Raw genomic sequence first — 25,968 nt, forward strand, 5'->3', positions numbered from 1 at the left:
GAAGTTGATTTTATAGTTTAGATGAGAGATGATAGACTGAGATCCTAAATTATAAATTATAGATTTTGAATTATGAATTATGAATTATGAATTTTGAATCTTGGCTCTTGATTCTTGGTTCTTGGTTCTTGGTTCTTGAATCTTGATTCTAAGCCCCCAATCACCACCAAAAACACTACTGTAACTCCTGTAACGGCAAAGTAAACCAGAACTCGCTTCCTTTCCCGACTTCACTTTCCACTCCAATATGACCCCCATGATGCTTGATGATCTGTGCGCTGATGTAAAGCCCTAATCCGAGTCCGGTAAATTTCTGGCCTTTGTATTCTGTGCGGTAATACCGTTCAAAAAGATGCGTCAGTTTTTCTTGTGGAATGCCCGGTCCCTGGTCGGATACACTTACCTTCACTTCATGATCATTCAGTTTTTGTGCCCGGATGAGGATCTGTTCAGATTCCGGGGCGTATTTAAGGGCATTGGTAATGAAATTGACCATCACCTGGCCGATTTGCTGGTGGTCTGCTTCCACAGTAAGCTGTGTATCGCCTTCGAAATGGATTTTCTGGCCGGTATTCTGAGCCAGAGTCTTGCAGCAATCATCAAAAAGTTCAGAAAGCGAAAACGGCTGTCGATTAAGCTTCATATGTCCCTGCTCAATTCTGCTGGTATCCAGAAGGTCCGTAATAAGATGAGACAACTTATCCAGACTGCGGATTGACTGTTCCACCAGCTTCGTCCTGGACTCTTCCGGAAGCTTGTGGTGGGAGCGCTGAAGCAGTTGTAGGGAAGCTTTTAACGCAGTAACCGGCGTTTTCAGTTCGTGGCTGGCTATGCTGATGAAATCTTCTTTGCCTTGAGTAATCATCCTTCTTGTGGTGACATCCATAAAGGTTCCGATACCTCCGGTAAGATTGCCCTCAGTGTCGAATATAGGCGCAGCATTGATTGAAATATACATACGGTCGCGGTCCGGAGGCTGTACGGCAATTTCATGGTCATAAACAGGGCGCTGCGTACGCATCATAATGGACATTGGGTGTTCTTCAGAAGGAAGCGGAGAGCCATCCAGCCTGAGATTCTGCCATCGTGGGTCATCGTATGTGCGTTCTTTGATGCAGCTTTCCGAAAGTCCAAGAATCTGTTGTGCCATAGGATTGGCATATACCATACGGCCCGCAGCATCAATAACGCCTACACCTTCGGCCATGGTTTCAAGAATGCCTTCGAGGCGCTGCTGGCTTTTGCGCAGTGTTTCCTCTAGTTGGCTCTTTTCTGCGATGATCTGGTCACGCTCCTGGATGGCAAGCACTTGATGGGTTACTTCAACTGCCATATCGATAACGCCGGTTACTTTTCCGTTCTCTATATAGGGTGTATAAGTGAAATTGAAGAATCCGGTTTCCAGGTTTCCGTTCCGGTTGATCGCAATCGGATTTATAAAATCTGAATGGGGAATTCCCCGGGTATAGGTTTCCATCAGCATATCTGCTGCCTTCTGGCCTCTGAGTTCAGGGAGTTCTTCAAAGAGAGGCTTCCCGATCAGGTTGGCATCTTTCCCGATCAGATCCAGCATGGATTTATTGATCATGGTAACGATAAACTGTTCCCCTTTCAACAGCATGGTAGCTACAGGAGCCTGGGCGATCAGGTTTTTAAAGCTGGCTTCACTGTCCGTCAGTTTTTTATTGAGGTATGTAATGGTATCGTTGGAGGCTTTCAGCTCCGTATTCCTTACATTAAGCTTCTGATTGGATGTGGTAAGCTGGAGGTTGATTTCCTTGAAACCTCTGTTGGAAAAGCGGAGGTCTATATTTTTCTGTTCCAGCTCTTCATTGAGGAGGATGGTGGTCCGGTTAGCTTCTTCCAGCTTTTTGTTCACTTCAGAGTACTGGTCGTTCAGGACTCCCAGCTCTTCATTGGCGGTCTTCAGCTCTTCGTTAAGCGTACCGAGTTCTTCATTGGATTCCTGCAAACGGATTTCGTTTTTCTCCAGGATTTTTTTTGCGATTACCTTTTCCGTTACATCCTGTACGGTAGCCATTACAGCATCTACCATACCGTCCGGCTTTAAAAGCGGATGGAAATTGATGTTGAGGTATTTTTTGTCCTTGAAGCCAAAGACCATTTCTTCCAGGGAGACAATTTCCCCGGATGAATAGACCAGACTCAGCTGATCAAAAAATGCCTGACCTTTCAGTACCGGAAAAACATCCAACAGGGCTTTACCGATAATCATGTTCTCCCGGTAGCCCCAGATCTTCAGCATCTCTTCATTCGCTGCTTCAATGATCATGTCTTTTCCCTGCAACAGGGCAAGTCCGATAGGAGAGGTGTTGATGAGCTGCATTATCCGGTGTTCCGCAGAAACAAGCTGTTTGTGGATGGTATTAAGTTGGGTATTGGCATTGTTCAGTTCTTCATTGCCAGCGATAAGATCTTCATTCAGCTTTTGTTTACGTATTTCTTTTTCACGTATTAGCCTCCAGGCATGTACCCGTTCAGTGACATCTGCAGCAGTATGCAGTATAGCATACACAGATCCCTGCTGGTCTTTGATGGGCTTAAATATGAAGTCGAAGTAAGAAGTAGTGCTTATCCCGTTGATTTCCAGGTCAGCCGGCGTGTCGCGTGCCTGGTATGTTTTGCCTGTCTTCCATACGTCCTGAAGGATACTGATAAAAGGCTGTCCTTCCATTTCAGGCAATGCATCTCCGAATTTTTTTCCGTATACGGACGAGTCTTTCCTCCAGATCCTGAGCATCGCATCATTGGCGAATTGTATGATCAGGTCCTGCCCCGTGTAGATGGCCGTGGCATCATCAGACTGTTTAAGGATCTCTAACAGGGTATTATGATCCGGAGAGGAAGAAAAGTTTACCATCAATTTAAAAAGAAATTAGTTTTTTTCCAGCAACCCTGTAAAACGAATTATCCGGGACTGCAAAATATACAATATGGCCTTATTCTGAAACACAAATCTCTGTGGCCGAATATCAGCTGAAAATAACAATACCAATTGCTGATATTGAGCACTGAAAAATAATCGTTGTTTTATTAAATAGAATACTGCTATACCACAAATTTAAACATTTAGGAGAAATAAAAAAACATCATGATTAATAATTTTAATGTACAAAATCCAAAAAGCACTATTAAAATGGATGTATTGTAGAATATTTTTCATTAACAGGTCTGGATATACTGAAGTTTCACTGGATAATTACACTCAAAATTAAAACAAGAAATAGATAGGCATCTGAAAGGAACCGGACTATGATATCGTAACTTTTTAATATTAATTTTTCTTAACAGTCGGTGTTGCTGTAATAGCTCTGGCTTGATTCATTCAATGAAAAAAAATCATCATTCGGGAATAGCCTGCGCTGCTTCCTGTCAATATTAAAGCAAGGCTTTAATCCTTCTGCTGTTTTCTAATGCATAGAATTCCAAGACAATCAATAAAGATTATTCTTGCAGCTATTAGCGCAGCTACCAAGGACGCTGTCTCACCATAAAGGAATGGACTAAAAGTTTGATATTGCTATTACTCTTGTTTATAGATGTAAGAGTTCCACAATGGGATGGGCCTGTCAGCTGCCTTACTCCTAGCCACGGCAGAATTTACTGAAATGATTCGCGATATCGTTAGAAGTAAATGCTGACAATAATATGAAATGGTTTTAACAAAATGATACCGATAAGGATGTTACGGCAGGTAATTTGCTGTTAAAAATGAAAATTATTCACCAAATCACCAAAATATTAGTAGTATGAATGCAAAAGTTTATCATTTGCTGATCGCTTCAGCAGTATTATTCACCGGTTGTTCAGACACCATGGATGGCAGCGGAGAGGAACCTGTGCTTCCGCCGGTAGAAAACAATCCTGCCAATACCAGTTATCCTCCTGCATTTCCGGGTCAGACCAGAGCCAACGGTGTAAGGACATCTACACCCTTTGTGAGTGAAGTACTTACTTCATCACTGTCTTCTCCCTGGGGAATTACAGCATTGCCTGATGGCAGGCTTCTGATCACTGAAAAAGCCGGAACGATGCGCATTATGAGCACAACCGGAACTCTGAGCAATGCCATTACAGGAATTCCCGCTGTTAATTCTGCCGGACAGGGCGGATTGTTAGGCCTGTGTGTAGATCCTCAGTTTGCCTCCAACCGGATGGTATATTGGGTATTCTCTGAGAACGTAAGCGGAGGAAACCTGACTTCAGTAGCAAAAGGAAGGCTTTCCGATTCCGAGACCATGATCGAAAATCCTGTTGTTATTTACCGTGCAACCCCTTCTGCTAATGTAGGTAATCTGCATTACGGAGGAAGGATCCTGTTTGACAGTACCGGAAACCTTTTTGTAAGTACCGGAGAGCGTTCAGATCTTTCTACCCGTCCGCTGGCCCAGTCTGTGACAGCTGCCGTGGGCAAGATCCTTCGTATTACTACAAGTGGCCAGCCAGCTCCGGGAAATCCGTCATTTTCCCAGTCGGGAGCATTGCCTGTATTGTACAGCATGGGTCATAGGAATCCACAGGGTCTGGCAATCCATCCGCAGACCGGGGAATTGTGGCAGAGTGAGCACGGACCGAGAGGCGGAGATGAAATCAACCGTGTGCAGGGAGGAGCCAATTATGGCTGGCCGACCATTACATACGGCATAGAATACAGTGGTGCAGTAATAGGCGATGGAATACAGCAAAAGCAGGGTATGGAGCAGCCGGTATACTATTGGGATCCCGTGATTTCTCCGAGCGGGATGACATTCTATAGAGGAAATGCGATGCCGGAATGGCAGAATAACCTCTTTATAGCATCGTTAAGCGGAATGCACATTGCAAGGCTGGTGATCGAAAATAATAAAGTAGTAGGTGAGGAGCGTCTTCTCGTGGGTGAAAACCAGCGTTTCAGGGATATTACCCAGGGGAAAGACAATGCATTGTATGCGGTAACGGACGGCGGAAAGCTGTACAGGATCCGTAAACAGTAATATGTAACATGTAGAAAAACACCTGGGAAACCAGGTATTTTTTTAGGTCTCAGTTAAATTTGAATTTTGCCCGGAATTCCAAAGGTGCAAGCTTGGTTTTTTTCTTAAACAGTGTGCTGAAAGACTGGGCATGTTCAAATCCCAGCATATAAGCGATTTCACTAACGGATAAAGGAGTCGTGCATAATTTTTCCTTGGCTTTACTGATCAGTTTTTCATGGATAAGCTGCTGGGTGTTCTGTCCGGTATGGATCCTCAGCAGATCACTCAGATAATTAGGTGAAAGCCCTATGGATTCGGCAGCATGCTGAACAGTTAAAAGTCCGGATTGCATATTTTTTTCTTCATCAAAATAATCATTCAGGAATTTCTCAAATTTAACCAGCAGCTGATGATTATGGCTTTTGCGGGTAATGAATTGGCGCTCATAAAACCGTTTGGAATAGTTAAGCAACAGCTCTATTTGGGATGCAATGATTTCCTGTGTATGCCGGTCGATATGTCTGCACTCCTTGTCTATTTTATGAAGAATACTGATCAGGTCGTTTTCTTCGTCTTCAGAAAGGTGAAGGGCTTCATTGACGGCATAAGAGAAAAAACCGTATCCTGATATGGTTTTTGCAAGAGGATGCTTAAGCAAGAAATCTTCATGGATCACCAGAAGGTAACCTTGCCCACAGTCCATGTGTTGCACATCCAAATACTGTACCTGATTGGGGGCGGTGAAGCTTAAAACCCCTTTGTCATAGTCATAGTGCTGCTGTCCGTATTTGATCTTGCCGGTAGCATCCCGCTTCAGGGCAATGCAGTAAAACCTGTTCACGAAGCCTTTCCATACTTCATCCTCGAGGAAGATACTCTCGGAAAGGTTGATGACGCTGACCAGCGGATGTTTGGGCTCAGGCAAAGACAGCAGGCGGTGAAACGCAGAAAGCGAGTGGATAATATTCATAACCGTAATCCTTTTTAATAATCCAGCAGGCCCATGCTGAACTCATCATACGGGGCGCCGGTATCTGTTCCTAAAGGTAAGATACTTTCCAGTTTCTCCATGTCATTTTCGCTGATCCTAACGGAACAGGCTTCAATATTCTGCTCCAGGTAGGTCCTTCGTTTTGTTCCTGGAATCGGAACAATGCCTTTGTTCATGATCCATGCTAACGCCAGTTGAGATGAGGTAACCTGTCTATCCTTTGCCATGGTTTCAATGGCTTCCAGCAACTCTATATTTTTATGAAAGTGTTTTTCCTGAAAACGGGGAATTCCTCTGCGGAAGTCTTTTTCAGGAAGGTCATCCACAGAACGGATCTGTCCGGACAGGAATCCTCTTCCTAAAGGTGAATAGGCTACAAAGCCGATTCCCAGGTCCTGAAGCGTCTTCAGGACTCCTTTTTCTTCCACTGTCCTTTCAAAAAGGGAATATTCACTTTGAACTGCTGTAATAGGATGTATAGCGTGTGCTCTTCTAACGGTTTCGGAAGATACTTCTGATAAACCGATGTACTTTACCTTTCCTTCTTTCACAAGGTCGCTCATGGCCCCCACGGTTTCTTCAATCGGGATATTTTTATCCAGCCTGTGCATGTAATACAGATCAATATAGTCTGTTTTAAGATTTCTGAGTGATCTTTCCACTGCTTTTTTTACATAAGCACTGCTCCCGTTGATCTTCCAGGTAATTTTGTTCTGATCATCAATTTCCCAGCCGAATTTGGTGGCAATGATATAGCGGTCACGGTTGTTTCCAATTGCTTTGGAAATCAGCTGCTCATTTTTCAGCGGGCCGTAAAGGTCTGCTGTATCAAGGAAATTTCCGCCCAGTTCAAGAGAGTGGTGAATAGTAGCAATAGCTTCAGTTTCGTCTGTTTTGCCATATGTATCAGCTTCTTCAAAGCCGGTCATTCCCATGCAGCCTAAACCAATTTGAGGTATGATGAGTCCCTGACTGCCCAATTGAATTTGTTTCAGATTCATATTGTTATTTTTTTATTGGTGTAAAATTCTGCAGAAATAGATTAACGGCTGTATGCAAAACCAAGAGGATTGAATGTAAATCCCTGATATCTTATAAAGATTAATAAACGGTTGATGTATTGGGATTTAAAACGATCAGGTCTTATCAGTAGCGGGATTAAAATTTAAATTGGAACATTCTTCCAGTGAAAATTTTTATTTATCTTGACCAATTCGGAAAGCTAGCATTATTTTTGTTCCCTGTTTAAACCCGTCCAGGACTGCCGTTTTTCAATGTAGAAAGCATATGATGCATGTCCTGCGGGGAGAGATATATTCTTGCATGAAAGAAATCAATACCATTCTTGAGGCTTATTCCAGAGCGGAATCGGCGGGTAAAAAATCAGCTTTGGCCACTGTGGTTAAGGTGGAAGGTTCATCCTACCGTCAGCCCGGCGCACGGATGCTGGTGACCGAAGACGGAGAACTTACAGGCGCCATCAGTGGAGGATGCCTGGAAGGTGATGCTTTAAAGAAGGCCCTGTTGGCCATCAGTCAGCGGCAGAATAAGCTTGTAACGTATGATACGACTAATGAAGACGACGCCGAATTTGGTGTACAGCTGGGCTGTAACGGAATCGTACACATATTATTTGAATATATTGATTCCTCGGAGGAATATAATCCTATATATTTTCTCAGGAAACTACAGGAGAAACGTCAGGAAACGGTTCTGGTCAACCTGTTCTCAATGAAAAGAGGAAGTTCACAGCCGGGAACGGTCGCTTTTTCAGGCGGAACGGATGTATCGGTAAAGAGTCCTGAATTTAAAATCATTTCCTCTGATATTAAAGAAGCCTTTGACAAAAAAGAATCCTCAGTGAAGACCATTACGGTTGATGGAATATCTTATGAGGCTCTGATTGAATATCAGACGCCTAATATATCCCTTGTCATAGCCGGTGCCGGCAATGATGTCATTCCTTTATCGGAAATGGCTGCCATTCTGGGTTGGGAAGTACATATAGGTGATGGGAGAACCACCCATGCCGTACAGCGCAGGTTTCCTGCTGCAAAGAAGGTAAGGACAGTAAAAGCTTCAGATTTCCTGGATGATATAGTTATTGATGACCTTACATTTTTTGTGCTGATGACCCATAATTATCAGTATGACCTTAGTCTTCTTTCAGCACTCCTCGAAAGGGGTTGCCGGTACATCGGGGTATTGGGACCGAAGACAAAACTGGAGCGAATGCTGGAAGACCTGAATAATAATCAGGTTACCATGCATGAAGAACAATTGAACAGCATCTATGGTCCTGTTGGACTGGATACCGGTGCTGAGACAGCGGAAGAAATAGCAGTTTCGGTGGTTTCCGAAATTATGGCCGTTTTGAACGGCAGAACGGGAACCTCACTGAAATACAGGACCGGTAAAATCCATACCGGGATTAACCAAACTATAAATACCAAAGTATGATACAGGATCGCTTTGGACGCGTACATGATTACCTCAGGATCTCACTGACTGATCACTGCAACCTTCGTTGCTTTTACTGCATGCCGGAAGAAAAATATGCTTTTGCACCGGCTTCCCGGCTGATGCAGACAGAAGAAATCAATACCCTGGCAAAATTATTTGTCTCACAGGGGGTTAAAAAGATACGGCTTACGCGGCGGCGAGCCGCTTGTACGTAAGGATGCTCCTGAAATCATAGCTTGCCTCGGCCAGCTGGGTATTGAACTCGCTATTACGACCAACGGCATACGTATTGATGAAATGATGGATGAATTGATTCAGGCAAACGTAAAAGCCATTAACATCAGCCTGGATACCCTGGAGCGAGAGAAATTCCTGAAAATAACCAGAAGGGACCTTTTTGACAGGGTTAAACGGAATATTGATCTTGCCTTGCAGCATCAGATCAGGCTTAAAATCAATGTCGTTGTTATGAAGGGCCTTAATGAAAACGAGATTTTAGATTTCATTGAACTGACAAGGGATAACCGCCTTGAAATCAGGTTTATTGAATTCATGCCTTTCAGTGGAAACCGATGGACAAGCAATCAGGTTTTTACTTTGCAGGAAATTCTTTTAAAAGCTGCTGAAAGATATGAAATCATTCCTTTACCACAGGAACCCAATGATACGTCTAAAAAATACAAGGTTCCCGGCTATATAGGGTCTTTTGCTGTCATCAGCACCATGAGTGAACCTTTCTGCGGAACCTGTAACCGTATGCGTCTCACGGCAGACGGAAAGTTGAAAAACTGCCTTTTTTCAAAAGGTGAAACAGACCTGCTGACGGCGTTGCGAAATGGAGAAGAGATTCTGCCTCTGATCCAGCAGAACATTAACGAAAAAGCTAAAGCTCTGGGAGGGCAGTTCAGCGGTGTCTTTGAAAGTATAGACACGGCCGCACTCGAGAACCGGAGCATGATAACCATAGGAGGATGAAAAAGAGAACAACAGGTATTATTATATTGGCTGCGGGAAGCTCTTCCCGGCTTGGCCAACCCAAACAATTCCTTGAATTTAACGGAAAAACATTGCTCTTTCATACAGTTGAGCAGGCACTTAAAGTAACGGATAATGTGATCGTAGTATCCGGTGCCCAACCAATAGAAATTGAACAGCAGCTGAATTCTGTTGTGAATATCAGTAATGAAGACTGGGAAAGCGGAATGGGGTCTTCACTCTGCAAAGGGCTGCAGGAAATGCTTCTGTTGCATCCGGGCCTTGACAGATGCATTATTACCGTCTGTGACCAGCCATTTATCAATGCATGTATTTTTCAGAGCCTCATTGAAAAGCAGGAATCTTCGGGAAAAGGGATCGTAGCCTCTGCTTATGCTGCTACTTCCGGCGTACCGGTATTGTTTAATTCCGGATATTTTGATGATCTGTTGAACCTACCTGATTCGGGAGGAGCTAAAATGCTGATTGCCAAATATCAGCATGACACAGCAGACGTCCGGTTCGAAAAAGGAGCTATCGATATCGATACAATGGAAGATTACCAAAAATTAACCGGTACATTATGATTTCAGTACACGAAGCACATGGGATTATTTCAGCATCTGTCCCGATCTCGAAAACAAAGAGGATCAGCCTTTCTGAAGCTGCCGGAAAGGTACTTTCAGCGGAAGTGGTTGCCACTGTCGACATCCCAAATTTCAGCCAGTCTTCCATGGACGGTTATGCACTCCGCTATGAAGATAAAGATATAAATCTTTCCGTGATCGGGGAGATGGCGGCAGGAACATCCTGTCAGCTGGTTATCAGGCCAGGACAGGCAACCCGCATTTTTACCGGAGCACCTCTGCCTGAAGGAGCGGATACTGTAGTTATGCAGGAAAAAGTTAAATGTTCAGGAAATACTTTATCTATTCAGGATGAGCAGTTTACAAGCGGTATGAATGTGCGTGCGAAGGGTTCCGAAATAAAGCAGGGAGAAACGGCCATGGTTCCAGATACCTTACTTACGCCCGCGGCTATCGGCTTTCTGGCAGGAATAGGCTGTCATGAAGTAGAGGTATATTATCCGCCTGATGTTACTATTATCCTTACGGGAAACGAATTGCAGCAGCCGGGAAATCCATTGCGCTTTGGACAGGTGTACGAAGCCAATTCTTTTCAGCTGAAAGCAGTCCTTCACCAGGTCGGCATCAGCAATATCCGAGTTCGTACCGCTGAGGATGACCCAAAAAAACTGCAGGAAGTTTTATCAGCTGCTCTTGCCGAAAGTGACCTGGTATTGCTGAACGGTGGTGTAAGCGTGGGCGATTATGATTTTGTAGTCCAGGCTGCTGAAGCCTGCGGAATTACAAAAAAGATACATAAAATCAGACAAAAACCCGGGAAGCCTTTATTTTTTGGCATTATGGGAGATAAAATGGTTTTCGGGCTTCCGGGGAATCCTTCTTCGTCACTTACCTGTTTTTATGAGTATGTATTGCCTGCATTGGAACAATGGATGCGTCATGATAGTCACCTGAAAAAGATTAAGGCAACTGTCACTCACGATTATTCCAAACCTTCGGGACTTACTCATTTCCTTAAAGCATTTTATCAAGATGGCAAGGTAACGCCATTACATGCTCAGGAATCTTTTCGGCTGCATTCATTTGCCCGGGCCAATGCCTTTATTGTTTTGCCGGAAGAATCAACAGGCTGTTCGGCGGGTGATTGGGTAAAAGTACATGTACTTCCTGGTTAACATGAAGTTATGTATGTTAACTGTTTATTTTAAAGATATTTATAGATTTTATATGAAATTTAATTGAATTATGCCTGTAGAACTATTTTATGGTATTTTATTTCTGGTTGCTTTCTTTTATGCTGCTGTAGGCCATGGAGGAGCCAGTGGCTATCTTGCATTGATGGCCCTGTACGGAGTCGCTCCTGAAGAGATGAAATCCACTGCACTGATGCTTAACCTTTTTGTATCATTAACTTCTTTCATACAGTATTACCGGGGAGGGTATTTCCTTAAAAAACTCTTTATTCCGATTGCAGCCGCCTCGGTTCCGCTGGCATTCATCGGCGGAATGATCACGGTGGAAGAAAATATTTATAAAAGAATTCTGGGAGTCCTGTTACTTTTTCCGGTTTTCCGGTTTTTCTTTTTCCGTAATGTGGAAGACAGTGACCTTAAGGACCAGAACCTTGCTGTTGCAGTTATCATTGGTGGGATCATCGGTTTTCTGTCAGGTATGATCGGTATCGGTGGTGGAATCATCCTTTCTCCGGTACTGCTTCTTTTGCAATGGACCAATCAGAAGCAGACTGCGGCCATCAGTGCTGCATTTATATTCGTCAATTCACTGGCAGGCCTGGGCGGAATGCTGACCCAGGGCATCAGTTTTACCGGCAATATGCTGATGTATATTGCAGTAGCTTTTACCGGCGGATTGCTAGGTGCCTATTTCGGAGCTAAACGATTCAATCAGAATGTATTGAAATATATTCTTGCCATTGTGCTGCTTATGGCTTCTTACAAATTGTTATTCACCAAAGCATAAAAAACAATATGAGAATTTTTACCATCATCATGCTGCTTCTTTTTTCCTTTGCACATGCGCAGTATTCTGAAACAGTGCAAGTAAGCGGAAATATTAAGGAGCCGTTTACCGTTACACAGAAAAGCCTTTCAACACTTCCTGTACACGAGCTCGATAGTTTGGTTATCCTGAACCACGCAATGCAATATAAAAGCACCCTAAGGAAACTCAGGGGAGTCCTTCTGAAGGATGTTCTGGCAAAGGCCATTTTTAAAACCGCCTCTCCGAAGGAGCTGAGCACTTTTTATCTGGTGTGCAGGGCAAAAGACGGATATCAGGTCGTATATTCGTGGAATGAACTTTTTAATGGTGAAGCAGGGGATAAGGCTATGATCATTATACAGGCTGAAGGAAGACTAAAAGAAGGATTTGCTTTGGTTACGCCTACAGACCGGGCCACAGGCAGAAGGTATGTGAAAAACCTATCAGAAATCATTATTCAGCAAATACACTAATATGGAAATCAGGATTATAGCTTTCGGACAGATTGCCGAGATTACAGGAAAAGAACTCCTTTTGGATGCCGTAGATATTTCGGCACTGAAAAAGGAGTTGAAAGAGCGTTTTCCTGAACTGGAATATAAAAAGTTTGCAGTAGCAGTCAATAAAAAAATTACAGAAGAAAACCTGGCATTGCATGAAGGAGATACCATTGCGTTGATGCCGCCATATTCAGGAGGATAGTATGAATGCTGATAATGAACGATATATACGCCACTATTCGCTTCGGGATTTTGGAATAGAGGGCCAGCAGAAGCTGTTTAAAGCCAGCGTACTTGTCATAGGTGCCGGAGGTTTGGGCTGTCCGGTGCTTCAGTATCTTGTGGCAGCAGGAACAGGGACTTTAGGGATCATAGACCATGATACCGTCTCAATCAGCAACCTGCAACGGCAAACGCTTTATCGTAGTGATGACATAGGACTTTTAAAGGTGGATTGTGCTTCGGAGAGCCTGAAGAAACTGAATCCTGAGGTATCATTGATTACTTATCCTGTGGCGCTCACACCTGAGAATGCCTGGGAAATTATTGCCGGATACGATCTGATTATCGACTGTACGGATAACTTCTCCGCAAGATATCTGATTAACGACGCCTGCGTGCTGCTGGATAAACCCTTGATTTTCGGGGCTGTATACCGGTACGAAGGACAGGTAGCCGTTTTCAATGTAGCCGGGGAAAATGGCTGTAAAGTCAATTACCGGCACCTGTTTCCGGAACCTCCTGCGCCTGATGAAATCCCGGATTGCAATGAAGCCGGTGTACTCGGTGTTTTGCCGGGAATGATCGGGATAATGCAGGCTAATGAAGCTATCAAACTTATTACAGGCATCGGTAAGGCCCTGAAAGGACAATTACTGACCTTCAGCATGCTTACCTATGATCTCTTCACAGCAGAACTCACGGATGAGAATCAGGTTTCAAACCTGATTCCTAAAGACCGGGAGACTTTGGAAACTACTGATTACAGACTGCTTTGCGGCCTTTCAGCCAGCGGGGTTGAAGACCTGGGTCCCGAAGAATTTTATGAAAGGATGAAAGATGAAAAAACAATGGTCGTAGATGTCCGTGAGCAGGGCGAGCTTCCTTTGGCAGATTTTCCTCATCGATCAGTTCCGCTGTCCCGTCTCAACGAAAACCTGTCAGAATTCAGAAGCTCAGACATTATCCTTTTCTGCCAGAGCGGAAAACGTAGCCTGAAAGCGGCCGGGATTTTGATGCATCATTTCGGGGCTGAAAAAAGGATCAGCCACCTCAAAAACGGAATACTGGCTTTACAGAATACTGAACTATGAATAAAGAAATAAAAAATATTTTTGTCCAGGGTGCCATTACCCCGGATTTCATCTCAGACAGCATTGCCAAGCATTCTGTGAAAAAGAATATCGGTGCCCATAGCATTTTTCTTGGCCAGATCCGGGAGGATGTCATTGATGACCGGACGGTCCGGGCGATTGAATACACTACGTATGAAGAAATGGCACTGGAGAAAATGCATGAAATTCGTGAAGACATCTTTTCAAAATATGAACTGACCTGCATGCATGTCTACCATAGCCTGGGAACCGTGAATGCCGGTGAAATCTGCCTGTTTGTATTCACTTCTTCCCGGCACAGGAAAGTGGCCATGGATGCCTGTGATGAATTGGTGGAACGCATCAAATCTGAACTCCAGATCTGGGGAAAGGAAATTTTTAACGACGAAACCCATCAGTGGAAAGTAAACAATTGATATGGTTGATATTACACATAAAACATCTACACTGCGGAAAGCTGTGGCAACAGCAACCGTGAAAACATCATCTGCTTCCACCATCGAAGCTATTGAACAGAGAAAGGTACCGAAAGGAGACATCTTTGAATTTTCCAGGGCGGCTGCGCTGTTTGCCGTAAAAAAGACCAGCGATGTGATTCCCGACTGCCATCCGCTGCCTGTTGAGTACACAGCGATTACCTATACCATAGACAATCTGTCTGTTATCATTACTGTTGAGGTTCACACGATTTACAAGACCGGTGTAGAGGTGGAAGCCATGCATGGAGCATCCGTTGCTGCGCTGGTTATGTACGATATGCTGAAGCCTATAGATAAAAAGGTAGAAATAGAAAATATCAGGCTTCAGGAAAAACGGGGCGGAAAGTCTTCAGATCCTAAAAATCTCGGTTCCGGACTGAAATCAGCTGTAATTGTCTGCTCAGACAGCGTATATAAAGGAGAGAAGGAAGATACTTCAGGGAAAGCGATTCTGGCTGCCCTTGAAAAACATGGTATTCCTGATGCTAACTATCAGGTAATTCCCGATGAATTTGAAACCATACAGTCTATTATCAGACAAAATAAAGATAACCATACTGACCTACTGATCTTTACGGGAGGTACAGGACTTTCTCCGCGGGATATAACGCCAGAGGCAGTGATGCCGTTTATCGACCGGGAAATCCCCGGAGTCATGGAAGCTGCCAGGAACTACGGTCAGCAACGCATCAAAACAGCTATGCTTTCACGAGGTGTAGCCGGTTTTTCGGGAAAAACACTGATCCTTACCCTTCCAGGATCGAGAAAGGCAGTAGAGGAAAATATGGAAGCATTATTCCCGCAAATCCTTCATGTATTTGAGCTGAATGATCATTATAAACATTAATCAGATTTTTAAAATAATTTGAGTTATATTTTATTTTTCTTTATTCTAAATTAATATTTTGCTATTGAAATGCGGTTTTTAATTTATTTTATACTTATTTGATTTCACTTGTCATAGCCCTTTATATTAACTATACTGTCTTTTAAAAACGATTTATCTGATATTGCCCCAATGTATGGGGCATTTTTTTTTCATTAAAAGGCTGCCTGTTCAGTATTTCTTCCGTAATAACGGTTCTTTTTTTGTATCGTAACAGATACACCAAATAACAACTCTATGACCTACAACGAAAAACAATCTATTGTACTTAAGGTAAACGGGAAGGATTACCATCTTGAAGTCTTGCCCTGGGTATCGCTTCTTGATGCCCTCCGTGACAGGATTCACCTCACTGGAACAAAGAAGGGCTGTGATCACGGTCAATGTGGGGCCTGTACGGTTCTGGTAGACGGGAAACGTGTATTAAGCTGCCTCAATCTTGCTGTGATGAGAGATGGCTCTGAAATTACTACCATTGAAGGCATTGCAGACGGAGATGATTTACATCCTGTACAACAGGCATTTATAGACCATGATGCATTCCAGTGCGGGTACTGCACACCCGGACAGATCTGTAGTGCTATCGGAATGCTGAATGAAGGCAAGGCGGAAACAAGGGAAGAGGTCCAGGAACTCATGAGCGGAAATCTTTGCCGTTGCGGAGCCAGCAGAGGGATTATCAATGCAATTATGGATGTAAAACAAAATTACGTATGAATAACTTCTCGTATACCAAAGCATGCGATATCGGCCAGGCAGTTGATCTCATTAACGGCAATGCCGGACATAAAATCGTTGCAGGCGGAACCAATATTCTGGACCTGCTGAAATATTTTGTTACAGAGGCGGAGACTATTGTTGACATCAATACAATTGAAGAACTCAGCAGCCTTACGGAACATGCCGAAGGCGGGATACGCTTAGGAGCCCTGATGACAAATGCTGACACAGCCTATCACCCAGTTATAGAACAGCAATATCCGCTGTTGTCAAAAGCTATTCTGGCCGGTGCATCTGCACAGATCAGGAATATGGCCACCAACGGAGGTAACCTATTGCAGAAAACCCGGTGCTATTATTTTTATGATCCTGCAGTTCCATGCAATAAACGTCTGCCAGGTTCAGGATGTCCTGCAAAAGAAGGGCATAACCGGATCCATGCCATTTTAGGGCATAGTGAAAACTGCATTGCTGTTTTTCCTTCAGACATGTGTGTGGCACTGGCCGCACTGGATGCTGTAGTACAGATCTCGGGTCCGGATGGAAATAGGGAAATCCAATTTGCGGATTTTCATAGGTTACCTGGGGATACCCCTGAAATCGACAATAACCTGAAACAAGGTGAAGTGATCATAGGCATTGATTTGCCTGCTGAAACATTTTCAGATCATTATTCTTACCTTAAACTCAGGGACAGAAGCTCATATTCCTTTGCATTGGTTTCCGTGGCAACGGCATTTACCCTGGAAAATGAGCTTATCAAAGAAGTCCGGATAGCCCTGGGAGGAGTGTCCCATAAGCCGTGGAGGATAAAAGAGGCTGAACAGTTTCTCGCTGGTAAAACACCTTCAGAAGAGAACTTTGCCCAGGCTGCAGACATTATTTTGCAGGGAGCAAGCGCATTTAAACATAATGAATTCAAAATAGGCCTGGCTAAAAAGGCGATTATCCGTAATGCTGCAATGGCTCTGCATCCGGAATCCCAGAGACCCGGTGCCAAACCATCATTATAACTATTTAATCTAAGGACAAAAATATGGAAAAAGCACCATCAATAGGAACTCCTGTAAGCAGGCTCGAAGGACGCCTGAAAGTAACGGGTACTGCCAAATATGCAGGTGAATATGATGCTCCGGATCTGTTATATGGATACGTTGTCAACAGTACTATTACCAAAGGAAAAATAAAATCAGTTGATATTTCGGAAGTTGAAAAGATGGACGGTGTAATCAAAGTGTTCACCCATAAAAACCGCCCTTCAACGGCCTGGTTTGACTTTCAGTATGCAGATATGGACGCACCTCCGGGAACCGTCTTTAAACCTCTGAAAGATAATATAATCCGTTACAACGGACAGCCCATTGCACTGGTAGTAGCCGAAACTTTTGAAATGGCCCGCTATGCAGCGACAAAACTGGGTATTGAATATGAAGAAGAAACCTTTGAAACCGATCTGGAAGTCAATCTGGAGAAATCTAAAGATCCTAAGAAAGGTTTGGCCTCACTGCTTAAACCGCCACCGCCGGAGCCCACCGGCGATTTTGATAAGGCCTATGAAGATTCATTTGTAAAAACCGACCTGATGTTCAGCCACGGTACCGAGCATCATAATCCGATGGAGATGTATGCCAGTACCGTCATTTACGAAGGAAAAGATAAGCTTAAAATATTTGACAAGACCCAGGGAACCATCAATTCACAGATGTATGTAGCCAATGTTTTTGGGCTGAAAATGAAAAATGTGCAGGTCATTTCCCCATTCGTTGGGGGTGGATTCGGCTCAGGTTTGCGCCCTCAGCAGCAGTTGTTTATGGCCGTGATGGCAGCACTGGATCTGAAAAGGAATGTACGCGTTACTCTTGACCGTAAACAGATGTATATGATCGGGCACAGGCCGCCGACTTTGCAGCATACCCGTTTCGGGGCAGATAAAGATGGGAAGGTGAATGCGATTTACCATAAGGCGACCGGAGAAACTTCAAAGTTTGAAGATTACGTTGAAATTGTAGTCAATTGGGCCAATATGCTGTATCCGGCAGAAAATACTTTGCTGGAGCATCAGGTTGTGCCGCTGGACGTCTATACGCCGCTTGATATGCGGGCACCCGGAGGGAGTACCGGTATGCATGCGATTGAAGTGACTATGGATGAGATCGCTTATCAACTGAATATAGATCCTGTAGAGCTTAGGCTCATCAATTACTCTGAAATTGATAAAAGCAGCGATAAGGAGTTTTCAAGCAAGCAATTACGGGAATGCTACCTGAAAGGGGCAGAGCAGTTCGGGTGGAGCCAGAGAAATCCTGAACCGAGGAGCATGAGGAGGGGCAATAAACTCGTAGGATACGGAATGGCAACAGGAATGTGGGATGCCAACCGGATGCTGGGCCGCGCAGAAGCCATTCTGAAACCTGATGGAACGGTAGAGATAAAAAATGCCGTTACCGATATCGGAACCGGTACACTGACTGTTATGACCCAGATTGCAGCAGATGAGCTAGGGCTTCCGATAGAGGCAATTACATTTTCATATGCAGACAGTAAAATGCCATTTGCACCCATCCAGGGAGGTTCCTTTACTACCGCTACGGTTGGTCCTGCCGTTCAGGAAGCCTGCAAGGCGTTGAATAAGAAGCTGTTTAAAAAAGCAAGGAATATGGCAAATTCTGTATTGAAAGACGCCAAGCTGAAAGACGTTGATTTCAGGGAGGGCTTTATCATGCTCAGGAGTGACTATTCAAAGAGAATCAGCATTAAAGATGTTATGGCAGCAAATAACCATGAACCCATCAAGGTCAAAAGTACGGCAATGCCCAATCCTCTGACTTACGGAAAGAAAGCAAGAGCCGTTCATAGTGCTGTTTTTGTAGAAGTGGAAGTGGATGAAGAACTGGGCATGATTGAAGTGAAAAGAGCCTTGACCGCTGTAGCAGCAGGAAGGATCATCAATCCTAAGACAGCGGAAAGCCAGGTGTTGGGAGGAATGATCTGGGGACTCAGCAAAGCATTGCATGAAGAAACCATTCTGGATGACCGGCTTGGTAAATACATGAACCAGAACCTTGGGGAATATCATATTCCGGTTCATGCGGATGTGCATGATTTACAGGTGCTTTTCGTTGAGGAGAATGATGATTTTGTTAATGATCTCGGCGTAAAGGGAGTAGGGGAAATTGGTGGAGTGGGAATGCCGCCTGCTGTTACCAATGCAATCTATCATGCTACGGGAAAAAGGATTTATGATCTTCCCATACATTTTGATAAATTACTTTAAAAAATAAAAGACCTTTGAGAATCCTGCTTTTTATAAGCAGGATTTTTTTATAAACTGAACTGGGCAATGAGTTCCCTTACTTTGGCAGCGGCTTGCAGGATTTCCGTAATTGTGTTGAATTTTCCCAGGCTGAACCTGATGGAATTGAGTGCCTCTTCGTCACTCAGGCCCATTGCCGTCAGAACGTGTGAAGGCTGGCTTGTAACGGAAGAACATGCCGAGCCGTTGGATACAGAGATATGCTGCAGACCCATAATCATCTGTTCCGCATTGATACCAGGAAAACAAATGTTGGCAGTTGTATGCAGCCTGTGTTCAGGAACTCCGTTGATGAATGATCCTTTTACGGTAAGCAGTTCTTTTTCAAGAGTATCCCGGAGATCTCTGATTCTGGCTGCATCAGTATCCATCTCGAGGGCTGCAATTTCACAGGCCTTTCCTAATCCTATGATTCCGGGTACATTTAATGTTCCGCTCCGCCTGTTTTTCTGCTGTCCGCCACCCAGGATCTGCGGCTGTAATTTTATTTTTGCCGCTCTTGAAACGTATAATGCCCCGGAACCTTTCGGGCCATAGAATTTATGGGCTGAAACAGGCATGAGATCAATTCCCATTGAGGATACATCCACCGGGATCTTGCCTACAGCCTGAGTAGCATCGCACAAAAATAACGCTCCTTTTTCGTGCGCCATTAAACTGATGGTCTGCACATCCTGTATGATTCCGGTTTCATTATTAACCATCATCACGCAGACCAGAAGCGTTTCATCCGTAATGGCTGCTCTCAGGATTTCATGATCAATAAGGCCGGTAGTTTCCACTTTCAGTACGGTTAGATTATAACCCCTATCCTCAAGGTTGCGGCAGGTATCAAGGACTGCTTTATGTTCTGTAGATAGTGTAACAATATGCTTCCGCCCGGAATGTTCGAGGCCTGAAATGGCAAGATTAATTGCTTCTGTTGCTCCGGATGTAAAAATATATTCCTCCGGTTGTCCTCCGGTAAGCTCAGCGATATTCCAGGCTGCTTCCTCAACATATTCCTGTACAGTCATTCCTGAAAGATGGCTACTGCCTGCGTTTTCATAATATGTTGTAAAGAAAGGGATCATAGCCTCCAGAACACGGTCATCCATTCTGGTCGTGGCATTGTTATCAAGGTAGATTTTTTCAGGATTCAATGGTATTTTCTTTTTTTAGAAGTGGATAAAAAATAGGAGAGAATCTTTATCAGTTCAGTCTTTTGTCATTGATGGCAAGTACCCATTCATGACGATTGCATCTTGGGCACCGATTTTTACCTTGCTCCAGCCTGGCCGGCTTTGCGCAATAAGAACATGCATAGACAGCCGGTTCATCAATAACATTCAGTTTTTTGGCATATAACTTGGGAAGAACCGGTAATCCGTAATCTACATCTTCATCAGCAAAGTAATAAAAGCTGATGTTTCCGGTAGTCTCCAGTATCGCGGTTTTCACCTGTCCTACATGGTCAATGCTCTGCTGGCGCATTTCAGAAAAAAACTCATCTTTCGCAAAAGTATGATCACCGCTTTTCTTCAGTACAAATTCCCCGTTTTCAATAACATAAATAGGATCGCCTTCAACAATACGTTCAAAAAATTCGCTTTTGCCGGCAAAGAAGGTAATGACGCGGTAGAGGAGAATAATCGTAATGAAAACAACAATAGCCTGTAGGATTGATGTTTCCTTGTTGAACATAGGATCGCCTGCTGCCGAACCTAATCCGATAATAATAGCGACTTCGAATAAGGAAAGCTGACGTACTCCTTTCTTGCCTGATAACCGCAGCACGATTAAAACCATGCTAAACATGATCAATGTCCGGACGATGATTTCAATGGCAAAATCAAAATTCAGGTCACCGACGAAAACTTCATCCCAATTCATTTTTTTTGTTTTAAAAGTACAGAATGGCAAATCCTGTACCTGTTGCAGTACTTCATCATATTACAAGATATATGCCGTGAAGAGGCTTCAGCATTGATACAAGAGGTTTGTTTAAAAAGAATTGCGGATATCGAAAAACCAGTATATCGTCTGTTCTCAGGACTTTACATTTTTCTGAATGGTAGCTCATTTGAGGCATAGTTTTTGGTTAGGACTTGATGATTTTCCTGATCCGAGTCATAAAATTCAGTTCCGGATTTTTGTATAAACACAGTAAAAATTATCATATTGAATACTTCACAAACCAATTTCCATGAATTATCCGGAAGCCAGGGCGATCACCACCTTGATCTCTATATCAAGGCTTTGGATTCAGCTAATTCAGGGATCATCATTACAGACAACAACCAACCTGACAATCCCATTGTATACTGTAACCGTGCTTTTGAAACAATTACAGGCTATTCAAGGAATGAAATCATAGGGCACAACTGCCGTTTTCTACAGGCGCAGGACAGGTCTCAGCCGGAACGTAAATTATTGAGCGACTGCATTGAAAAGGGTCTTGATTGTAAAGTAGAAATCCGTAATTACAAGAAAAACGGGGATTTGTTCTGGAATGAACTTTACCTTTCTCCGGTAAAAAATCCACAGGGAGAAATTACACACTTTATAGGGGTCCAGAATGATATTACTGCGCGCAAGAAAGCTGAGCACGACCTTATTGAAGAGAAGGCATCCGTAGAACATAAAATTCAGGAAAGGACCAAGGAGCTGAGGGAAAATCAAATCTTTCTGTCCAGTATCATCCAGACGGTAAGGGAAAGCCTATTGGTACTTGACCCGGATTTCAGGGTGCTGAGTGCCAACGGCCATTTTCTGAAGACCTTTAAGGTTTCATCCGAGGAAACAGTGGGCAAGATATTGTACGAACTTGGAAATCACCAATGGGATATCGACTTGCTGAAAGAACTCCTTGTAAAGATCCTCCCTACCAACAATCCGGTAATTGACTTTGAAGTAGAGCACAACTTTCCCCATATCGGAAAAAAGCTGATGCTGCTTAACGCCTATCGTATAGAACATGACGGTCAGTACAAAGACAGGATTTTGCTGGCTATAGAAGATATTACGGATCGCCGTGAAATAGAGCGCCGCAAAGATGATTTCCTTTCTATTGCCAGCCATGAGCTTAAAACGCCACTCACTACGATAAAGGGCCTGGTACAGCTCCTTCAGCGGATGCAGGAAGGCGGAATTACAGAAAAGTACAAGGCTACCCTCATGAAGGTAGCAGTTTATGTAGACCGGCTCAATAACCTGATTTCTGAACTGCTGGATACCTCAAGGATACAGTCCGGGAATATTGAGTTGCATATCGAGCCGTTTGATATCGATCATCTTGTTAAAGATACGGTGGATAATATTGCATTGACGGTTCCGGGCTACGAAATCAATGTTTCAGGAAAATCAGGGGCAATTATCAGGGGTGACGAATCCCAGATCTCCCAAGTGGTTAATAATCTTGTTTCCAACGCTATCAAGTATTCTCCGGGGTCCAAGAAAATAGAAATCCATATTGCCAAGGTGAGCAATTTTGTTAAAATTTCAATCAGGGATTTCGGGATGGGCATAAGTGCTCAGGATAAGCCGAGGATTTTTGAACGCTTTTACAGGGCAGGAGATATACAGAAAAAATTTCCTGGCATGGGGATAGGGCTGTATATCAGCCATGAGATCATTGCCAACCATAACGGAACCCTTTGGGTGGAAAGTGAGGTGGGAGAAGGTTCGACATTCAGTTTTACATTACCGATAAGCAAAAAATAAATATGGAAGCTAAAAAAATTATGGTTTGTGATGATGACCAGGGAGTGCTGGACGTTATTGAAATGATGCTTGATTCCAGCGGTTACACTGCTTTTACGGAAATCAACAGTACCAATCTTATTTCTGAAATTAAAAAAAATCAGCCAGATCTGATCCTTCTGGATCTATGGATGCCGGTATTATCCGGTGACCAGGTAGTAAGGGCTATTCGGGCCGATCAGAACATCAGCCACTTGCCGGTGATCATCCTTTCAGCCAGCAGGGACGGGGATGACATCGCTATGGATGCCGGAGCAGATGCATTTCTCTCCAAACCTTTTGATATGGACGAACTGATTGATACCATTGAAGATTTGTTAAAAAATAAACAAGGAAGTATAAGTCTATAAATCGATTCTCTGGAATACAGGCCGTTCCTAAAATCTGCAAAATTAAAATCCTGCTTTCTGATAGAAGGCAGGATTTGTTATGATAGATAAATGGTATTGTATCTTGTTGTGATTAAAATCCAGGCCTTATACTTCACTATTGATTTCAGCAGGTTATATCCACAATGCTGCAAACGCTGCAATCAGGGCAGGGATCATTACCAGTGAGCCTATTTTCAGGAATTGCCAGGCGCTGATGGAATGCCCGTGACGCCTCAGTTCCGTAAGCCAAAGGATGGTGGCTAAGGATCCTGTTACAGAAAGATTAGGTCCCAGATCCACTCCAATAAGGATACAGCTTCTTACAATGGCTGGAAAGTGTTCAGCTGAAGCTGTGCTGCCTGCAATAAGTCCGGCAGGAAGATTGTTGATCAGGTTGCTGCCGAAGGCCAGGGCAGAACCGCTTACCCAGGCCGTAGTATCGGGAGAGGTGCGTGCGTGATCGGCTAAAATGCTACTCAGGGAACCAATAAGTCCTGTACTGTTTAATGCTTCCACCAAAACAAACAGCCCGGCTACCAACGGAAGTACCGACCATGAAATATGGCGTATCAGCCGTAATGGATTCTGCCGTGCTCCAAGAGCAACAATAAATGCCGTACCGACTCCGGCAATAGCGGTTGGAAGTCCAAGTTCCCAATTGAGCGCAGACGCCGTGATCAGTACAATGCTCGTGATAATAATGCCTGCCAGTGCTATACGGCCGCCTTTCTGCAGAGGCTGGATCATAATATCTGTAGCGATGGATTCACGAAGATGTTTCCGCTGGGTAAGCATCAGCATGATAAAGGTTATGGTTACTGCAAAGAAAGATGGAAGAAGGTAGGTACTGAGCCATGTGGTAAGGGTAGGCATATGGCTTCCGTAAATCACAAGATTGGCCGGATTGGAAATCGGCAGGATAAAAGAAGCGGCATTTGCTATAAAGGCGCAGATCAGAAGATAGGGAAGTGGCTGCTTTACTTTGGCGCTTTGCATGGCTGCTGCCACTGCCGGTGTAAGAACCACTGCGGTAGCGTCATTAGACATAAAAGTAGTAACGACCAGTCCAACTATGTAGATCAGTATAAAGAGTTTAACTGCGGAGCCACCGGAAACCTTGGTCGCATGGCAGGCCAGCCAGTCGAAAAGGCCCTCCTGCCGAGCAGATTCTGCAAGCATCATCATTCCGATAAGAAAGAGGTAAACATCCGTTCCTTTTGCTACCCCGGTCCACGCATTCGACCATGAAATTAAGCCTAACAGAAGCATCAATACGGCTCCGCTTACGGCCCAGACAGCTTCCGGAAGTTTAAACGGTCTGATGATGACGCCTGCCGTAGCCAATGCAGCAATGATGCAGATAAAAATAGTAGAATCCATGGGATTTTATTCTTTGATAAGTTGTTCTTTAACAGTATGACCACATTCCCGGATCATGGTTTTGGAATAAACCAGCCAGAGTGCGATGGAAACAAGAGCAAAACCGCCCAGGAGGAGAAAAGCAGAACTGTAATCAATTTTTTGGGCTATCCAACCGCCGATAGCCGGGCTAAGGGATGCACCCAGCCCCTGAACGGTCATTACCGCTCCCTGTCCCACATTAATCCTTCCCGTTCCATTAAGGATATGAGCCACCAGTCCAGGCACCGCAACGCTCTGGAGACCTGCACCAATCCCATCCAGAATCTGTACAGGATACAGGCCGATATGGCTGATCATATGTGAGGCAATGAATCCCCTGAGTGGTAAAGCAACAAATGAAATGAGCATGACAAGCCAATATCCTTTGCTTTCTGCCATTTTCATTGCAACAATAGAAGCTACGATCATAACGAGTTGCGCAATAATGACGGTCAGGGCTACAAACATAGAAGCATTATTCTGCATTTTTTCAGCCGCAGCCATCCCATACAGAGGTAACAGTGCACCGTTTCCAAGGTGGAAGCACGCCAGGGCCGCTGCCAGGATCAGCAAAGGCTTGCAGTTCAGCAGGACCTTTAGCCCACTGGCCTTTTCATCACCAGACTCATCTGTTTTAAGGCCTCTTGCGGCTTTATCATCAATACTTTTGGCAGGGATCATCAGAATACTGATCATAGACAAAACGCCAAATAGTGCAGAGAGCGCAAAGATGGCCGGCATCCCGAATTTCATTCCCAGATAACCGGACAGACCTGCTCCTACCACATTACCGGCGTGGTTAAAAGCCTGGTTATATCCATTTTGGCGGTTAAAGCCTTTCTGCTTTACAATCCCTAGGGTAATCCCCACTACGGCAGGCCCTATAGCTGCACCGGCAATCGCGGTGGCGACCTGAGAAAGTGTTACCAGCCAGAAATTTTGTGAGATCAGGATGAGCGCTGATGCCAGAACGGTACAGATGCCGGGAATAATAACATACCGCCTTTTATGGGTGGTGGCATCGATAGCAGCTCCTGCGGGTGCCGTCATCAGCATTCCGGCTACACCGCCTATAGTCATCACAGTACCGATAGGCCCGCTTTTCCAGCCATTGGCCAGTAAAAAAATACCCAGGAAAGGTCCGATTCCTGCCTGCATATCTGCCATAAAGAAATTTAAGGCCTGCAATGCCCACAGCACGCGCGGTGCATTTGGAGAAGCTGTTTTCAT

The 25,968-nt window shown here is 44.1% G+C and carries 24 protein-coding genes; 17 read left to right on the plus strand and 7 right to left on the minus strand.

The window, feature by feature from the left end:
• Window positions 1-175: 175 nt before the first annotated feature.
• A complete protein-coding gene (locus tag QE404_RS05095; protein ID WP_307447363.1) occupies window positions 176-2,881 on the minus strand; it encodes a PAS domain-containing protein in 2,706 nt (901 codons plus the stop codon).
• Window positions 2,882-3,770: 889 nt separating this feature from the next.
• On the opposite strand from QE404_RS05095, the gene QE404_RS05100 reads away from it, so the two are divergent.
• Window positions 3,771-4,994 (plus strand): PQQ-dependent sugar dehydrogenase, encoded by a 1,224-nt coding sequence (locus QE404_RS05100; protein WP_371935091.1) that lies wholly within the window; start codon window positions 3,771-3,773, stop codon window positions 4,992-4,994.
• Between the two features lie 49 nt (window positions 4,995-5,043).
• Here the strand turns inward: QE404_RS05100 and QE404_RS05105 are convergent, their stop codons facing one another.
• Complete coding sequence (locus tag QE404_RS05105) at window positions 5,044-5,946, minus strand: helix-turn-helix domain-containing protein (protein ID WP_307447366.1); 903 nt, start codon at window positions 5,944-5,946, stop codon at window positions 5,044-5,046.
• Between the two features lie 14 nt (window positions 5,947-5,960).
• A complete protein-coding gene (locus QE404_RS05110) occupies window positions 5,961-6,968 on the minus strand; it encodes an aldo/keto reductase (RefSeq protein ID WP_307447369.1) in 1,008 nt (335 codons plus the stop codon).
• 322 nt (window positions 6,969-7,290) lie between these two features.
• Between QE404_RS05110 and QE404_RS05115 the strand changes: the two genes are divergently transcribed.
• The 14 genes from QE404_RS05115 to QE404_RS05180 all read left to right on the plus strand — a co-directional run bounded on the left by QE404_RS05115 (window position 7,291) and on the right by QE404_RS05180 (window position 19,186).
• Window positions 7,291-8,427 carry an XdhC family protein gene (locus tag QE404_RS05115; protein ID WP_307447371.1) on the plus strand — a complete coding sequence of 379 codons (1,137 nt, stop codon included), beginning with the start codon at window positions 7,291-7,293 and terminating at the stop codon, window positions 8,425-8,427.
• Window positions 8,424-8,645 carry a radical SAM protein gene (locus QE404_RS05120; protein WP_307453742.1) on the plus strand — a complete coding sequence of 74 codons (222 nt, stop codon included), beginning with the start codon at window positions 8,424-8,426 and terminating at the stop codon, window positions 8,643-8,645. Before QE404_RS05115 ends, QE404_RS05120 begins: the two co-directional genes overlap by 4 nt.
• Window positions 8,587-9,405 carry a GTP 3',8-cyclase MoaA gene (locus QE404_RS05125; protein ID WP_307453743.1) on the plus strand — a complete coding sequence of 273 codons (819 nt, stop codon included), beginning with the start codon at window positions 8,587-8,589 and terminating at the stop codon, window positions 9,403-9,405. The genes QE404_RS05120 and QE404_RS05125 overlap by 59 nt, the downstream gene beginning before the upstream one ends.
• Window positions 9,402-9,992, plus strand: a complete 591-nt coding sequence (locus tag QE404_RS05130) for a nucleotidyltransferase family protein (protein WP_307447378.1) — start codon at window positions 9,402-9,404, stop codon at window positions 9,990-9,992. The genes QE404_RS05125 and QE404_RS05130 overlap by 4 nt, the downstream gene beginning before the upstream one ends.
• Window positions 9,989-11,167 (plus strand): molybdopterin molybdotransferase MoeA, encoded by a 1,179-nt coding sequence (locus QE404_RS05135; protein WP_307447380.1) that lies wholly within the window; start codon window positions 9,989-9,991, stop codon window positions 11,165-11,167. Before QE404_RS05130 ends, QE404_RS05135 begins: the two co-directional genes overlap by 4 nt.
• A 70-nt stretch (window positions 11,168-11,237) precedes the next feature.
• Window positions 11,238-11,972 (plus strand): sulfite exporter TauE/SafE family protein, encoded by a 735-nt coding sequence (locus QE404_RS05140; protein ID WP_307447383.1) that lies wholly within the window; start codon window positions 11,238-11,240, stop codon window positions 11,970-11,972.
• Between the two features lie 8 nt (window positions 11,973-11,980).
• A complete protein-coding gene (locus QE404_RS05145) occupies window positions 11,981-12,466 on the plus strand; it encodes a molybdopterin-binding protein (protein ID WP_307447385.1) in 486 nt (161 codons plus the stop codon).
• Between the two features lies 1 nt (window position 12,467).
• Window positions 12,468-12,695 carry a MoaD/ThiS family protein gene (locus QE404_RS05150; RefSeq protein WP_307447387.1) on the plus strand — a complete coding sequence of 76 codons (228 nt, stop codon included), beginning with the start codon at window positions 12,468-12,470 and terminating at the stop codon, window positions 12,693-12,695.
• Between the two features lies 1 nt (window position 12,696).
• Window positions 12,697-13,806 carry a HesA/MoeB/ThiF family protein gene (locus tag QE404_RS05155; protein ID WP_307447392.1) on the plus strand — a complete coding sequence of 370 codons (1,110 nt, stop codon included), beginning with the start codon at window positions 12,697-12,699 and terminating at the stop codon, window positions 13,804-13,806.
• Complete coding sequence (locus QE404_RS05160) at window positions 13,803-14,243, plus strand: molybdenum cofactor biosynthesis protein MoaE (protein ID WP_307447395.1); 441 nt, start codon at window positions 13,803-13,805, stop codon at window positions 14,241-14,243. Before QE404_RS05155 ends, QE404_RS05160 begins: the two co-directional genes overlap by 4 nt.
• A 1-nt stretch (window position 14,244) precedes the next feature.
• Window positions 14,245-15,153 (plus strand): bifunctional molybdenum cofactor biosynthesis protein MoaC/MoaB, encoded by a 909-nt coding sequence (gene moaCB, locus QE404_RS05165; protein ID WP_307447398.1) that lies wholly within the window; start codon window positions 14,245-14,247, stop codon window positions 15,151-15,153.
• A gap of 276 nt (window positions 15,154-15,429) precedes the next feature.
• Window positions 15,430-15,909 (plus strand): (2Fe-2S)-binding protein, encoded by a 480-nt coding sequence (locus QE404_RS05170; RefSeq protein WP_307447401.1) that lies wholly within the window; start codon window positions 15,430-15,432, stop codon window positions 15,907-15,909.
• A complete protein-coding gene (locus QE404_RS05175) occupies window positions 15,906-16,925 on the plus strand; it encodes an FAD binding domain-containing protein (protein ID WP_307447405.1) in 1,020 nt (339 codons plus the stop codon). Before QE404_RS05170 ends, QE404_RS05175 begins: the two co-directional genes overlap by 4 nt.
• Window positions 16,926-16,948: 23 nt before the next feature.
• A complete protein-coding gene (locus tag QE404_RS05180; protein ID WP_307447406.1) occupies window positions 16,949-19,186 on the plus strand; it encodes a xanthine dehydrogenase family protein molybdopterin-binding subunit in 2,238 nt (745 codons plus the stop codon).
• A gap of 47 nt (window positions 19,187-19,233) precedes the next feature.
• On the opposite strand, the gene QE404_RS05185 is transcribed toward QE404_RS05180, so the two are convergent.
• The gene (locus tag QE404_RS05185) at window positions 19,234-20,367 is read right to left on the minus strand and encodes a cysteine desulfurase family protein (protein WP_307447410.1); all 1,134 of its coding nucleotides are present in this window, start codon (window positions 20,365-20,367) and stop codon (window positions 19,234-19,236) included.
• Window positions 20,368-20,416: 49 nt separating this feature from the next.
• Complete coding sequence (locus QE404_RS05190) at window positions 20,417-21,097, minus strand: DUF421 domain-containing protein (RefSeq protein ID WP_307447412.1); 681 nt, start codon at window positions 21,095-21,097, stop codon at window positions 20,417-20,419.
• A 288-nt stretch (window positions 21,098-21,385) separates the two neighbouring features.
• On the opposite strand from QE404_RS05190, the gene QE404_RS05195 reads away from it, so the two are divergent.
• Both QE404_RS05195 and QE404_RS05200 read left to right on the plus strand, forming a co-directional pair.
• Window positions 21,386-22,927, plus strand: coding sequence for a PAS domain-containing sensor histidine kinase (locus tag QE404_RS05195; protein ID WP_307447414.1), 1,542 nt, complete (start codon window positions 21,386-21,388; stop codon window positions 22,925-22,927).
• Window positions 22,928-22,929: 2 nt separating this feature from the next.
• Window positions 22,930-23,316, plus strand: coding sequence for a response regulator (locus tag QE404_RS05200; RefSeq protein WP_307447418.1), 387 nt, complete (start codon window positions 22,930-22,932; stop codon window positions 23,314-23,316).
• Window positions 23,317-23,469: 153 nt separating this feature from the next.
• Here QE404_RS05200 and QE404_RS05205 read toward each other — a convergent pair whose 3' ends face one another.
• Window positions 23,470-24,717: an arsenic transporter gene (locus QE404_RS05205; protein WP_307447420.1), complete on the minus strand. Its 1,248-nt coding sequence runs from the start codon at window positions 24,715-24,717 to the stop codon at window positions 23,470-23,472.
• Between the two features lie 6 nt (window positions 24,718-24,723).
• On the minus strand, window positions 24,724-25,968 hold the full coding sequence (locus QE404_RS05210; RefSeq protein WP_307447423.1) for an MFS transporter: 1,245 nt from the start codon (window positions 25,966-25,968) through the stop codon (window positions 24,724-24,726).

The organism is Chryseobacterium camelliae (assembly GCF_030818575.1).
Classification (GTDB): Bacteria; Bacteroidota; Bacteroidia; order Flavobacteriales; family Weeksellaceae; genus Chryseobacterium; species Chryseobacterium camelliae_A.